This is a genomic window from Mycobacterium sp. E1715 (genome assembly GCF_001667625.1).
Taxonomy (GTDB): Bacteria; Actinomycetota; Actinomycetes; order Mycobacteriales; family Mycobacteriaceae; genus Mycobacterium.
In genome coordinates, this window is sequence record NZ_LZJJ01000444.1 from 1 (window position 1) to 2,874 (window position 2,874).

The 2,874-nt window shown below is 68.2% G+C and carries 3 protein-coding genes; 1 reads left to right on the forward strand and 2 read right to left on the reverse strand.

The genetic code is table 11. The features are described from left to right. Positions 1-182 precede the first annotated feature (182 nt). Positions 183-998, forward strand: a complete 816-nt coding sequence (locus tag A9X03_RS21905) for a lysophospholipid acyltransferase family protein (protein WP_067756166.1) — start codon at positions 183-185, stop codon at positions 996-998. On the opposite strand, the gene A9X03_RS21910 is transcribed toward A9X03_RS21905, so the two are convergent. Both A9X03_RS21910 and A9X03_RS29935 read right to left on the reverse strand, forming a co-directional pair. Next, the gene (locus A9X03_RS21910) at positions 995-2,374 is read right to left on the reverse strand and encodes an FAD-binding oxidoreductase (protein ID WP_068262941.1); all 1,380 of its coding nucleotides are present in this window, start codon (positions 2,372-2,374) and stop codon (positions 995-997) included. The two genes, A9X03_RS21905 and A9X03_RS21910, sit on opposite strands and share 4 nt — an antisense overlap. A 6-nt stretch (positions 2,375-2,380) precedes the next feature. Continuing rightward, on the reverse strand, positions 2,381-2,874 hold a 494-nt coding region (locus A9X03_RS29935; protein ID WP_197696123.1), incomplete at its 5' end, for a polysaccharide deacetylase family protein.

The window sequence follows — 2,874 nt, forward strand, 5'->3', positions numbered from 1 at the left end:
GAGGCGGGCACTTCGGCTAATCCCTCGAAATCGCCGGGGAAGTCCGCGCGATCGCCCGGGGAAGTGCGACCGCCGGGGAAGTCCGCGTGACCGCCGGGGAAGTCCGCGCGGCGAAACCGGCGTCGCCGCGGAGCGGCGGGCGTACCATCAGCTCACGCTCAACGGCGAGCGAGGGCAAAGACATGAACGACACCCACACCGACTCGACGGACGTCGACAAATGGGACCGCGATCTGACCGAACACGTCGTCGCGCTGACCCGGCCGATCGTCAAACGGTATTTCCGCTCCGAAGTGCGCGGCCTGGACAACCTTCCCGAAGGACCGTCGCTGGTGGTGGGTAACCATTCCGGCGGCATGCTGACGTTCGACCTGTCGGTGTTCGCCGTCGACTATTACGACACCTTCGGCTACGACCGCCCCCTCTACGCGCTCGCCTTCGACACCATCTTTTCCGGACCGGCCGCCGAGTTCTTCCGCCGCACCGGCGTGATCCGCGCGACGCGCGAGAACGCCGCCAAGGCGCTGGCCTCGGGCGCGGTCGTGCTGGTGTTCCCGGGCGGCGACTACGACGTGTACCGGCCGACCCTGCAGGAGAACGTCGTCAACTTCGACGGCCGGACCGGCTACATCACCACCGCCCTGGAGGCGGACGTCCCGATCGTGCCCGCCGTCTCGATCGGCGGGCAGGAGAGCCAGCTGTTCCTGACGCGCGGACAGTGGCTGGCCCGCCTGCTTCGGCTCACCAAGTTCGAGCGCAGGTTCTTCCGAACGAACATCATGCCGGTCACGTTCGGTTTTCCGTTCGGCCTCAGCGTCCTGGCACCGGTCAACATGCCGCTGCCCACCAAGATCGTCACCGAGGTCCTGCGGCCGATCGACCTTCGCCATTTCGGCGAGGCGCCCGACATCAAGCGACTCGACGCGCACGTGCGCTGGACGATGCAAAAAGCGCTCAAAGCCCTTGCCGCCCAACGCCACTTCCCGGTTATCGGTTAAGCGCCCGCGAAGACCACGTCGGGATTGAGGATGCCCGCCGGGTCGAAGCTCCGCTTGATGCGGCGCATCAGGTCCACCTTGACCGGGTCCTCCAGCTCGAGGAAATAGGGCGTCTTGGCGCGGCCCAGGCCGTGCTCCCCGGAGATGGCGCCGCCCAATTCCATTGCCAGCGCGAAGATGTCGGTCATCAGCTTCTTGCGCGTGTCGGGGTCTTTGCAGAAGATGGCCAGGTGCACGTTGCCGTCGCCGGCGTGCCCGCAGCCCGCCGCCGCCCCGCCGGCGGCCGCCGCCAGGCCGCGCGCGGCGGACAGGAACTTGGGCATCGCGCCGCGTGGCACCACGGTGTCGATGAGGTCGTCGGCGCCGACCGCCTTCAACGTCCAGAACGCCTTCTCGCGCGCCTCGATCAGCTTGCGTGCCGAACCGCCTTCTAGCACATAGGCGTCTACCGCGCCGAGCTCGGCCAGCAGCTCGCCGGCCTTCTCGACGTCCTCGTCGAGCCGGTCGGCGGTGCGGTTCTCAAGCGCCACAACCAGATACGCGTCACAGCTGTCGCGGACGCTGTCGGGGATGCCCAACTCCAGGTTCTGGGTGTGTACGAGCGCGGCCATCGTCACGTTGTCGATATACTCCAGGATGTAGGGCGCGAGGCCGCTGCCCACGATCTTGGGGACCGCCGTCATGACCTGGTCGAAGTCGGCGAACGGGGCGAGCACGGCGGCGTTGTGGTCGAGCCGTGGATGCAGCTTGACGGTCACCTCGGTGGCCAGGGCCAGGGTGCCTTCGGAGCCGACGATGAGTTGGGTCAGGTCGTAGCCGGTGGAGATCTTGGCGATCTTGCCGCCGGTGCGGATGAGCTCGCCGGTCGGCAGCGCCGCCTGCAGCCCGAGCACGTTCTGGCGGGCAATGCCGTACTTGACCGCGTTCATGCCGCCGGCGTTGGTGCCCACGTTGCCGCCGACGCTGGACGACAGCTCGCCGGGGTGAACCATGTAGCGCAGGCCGGTGTCGGCGGTCGCGGCGTCCAGCTCGGTGAGCGTGACCCCGGGTTGGACGACGGCGACCTGGTTGATGGTGTCGACCTCGAGGACGGCGTTCATCCGTTCGAAGGAGATCAGCAGCCCATCGGCCCGCGGGATCGCCGCGCCCGACAGGCCGGTGCCCGAGCCGCGGGCCGTGACCGGCACGCCAGCGTCGGAGGCGGCCTTCAGCAGCTGCGAAACCGCTTCCGCGGAAACCGGTTTGGCGACATACGCCGGGCGTTGCGGCGGCTTCGTCAAGACTTCGTCGTGCCAGTAGTCCTCGGGGATGGCGTCACCGGTCAGCAGGTTGTGCTGGCCGACGATCTCGGCGAACCGGGCCGTCATGTCGCTCATGAGGCTTCAGCCTATCGCCGCGGTCAGGTGATCGAGGGGAGTCCGCATCCGGCCGCGGAGGATCGGCACGCAATCGTCGGGGAGTTGGGTGGTGACCTCCACGCCGGAGCCGTCGAGTTCGTCGAGGAACCCGGGTAGCTGCTCCATCGCGCCGGTGGGCAGGTCGTGCAGGACGACCACGGTGTGCTGGTGGCTGCGGGTATCGGCGAGCGCGCGCTCGACCCAACCGCGCGGGTCGGCCCAGTCGCGCGGGACGCTGTTCCACAGGACGCAGGTGTACTTCTCGGTGATGAGGTGCTCGATCGCCGTCCGGTTCAGGCAGCGCTTTTCGAGTGCGCCCTCCGTTCCCCACGGCCTGAAGAGCCGATCGGCATCGCCGAAGTTGTCCAAAAGCTCTTGGGTGCCGCGGATCTCGTGAAGCGTCTCCGCCGCGGAGAGCTCGCCGAGGGGCCGGCCGTGGGTGAGGGAGTGATTGCCGATCCGGTGCCCCTCGCGCACCG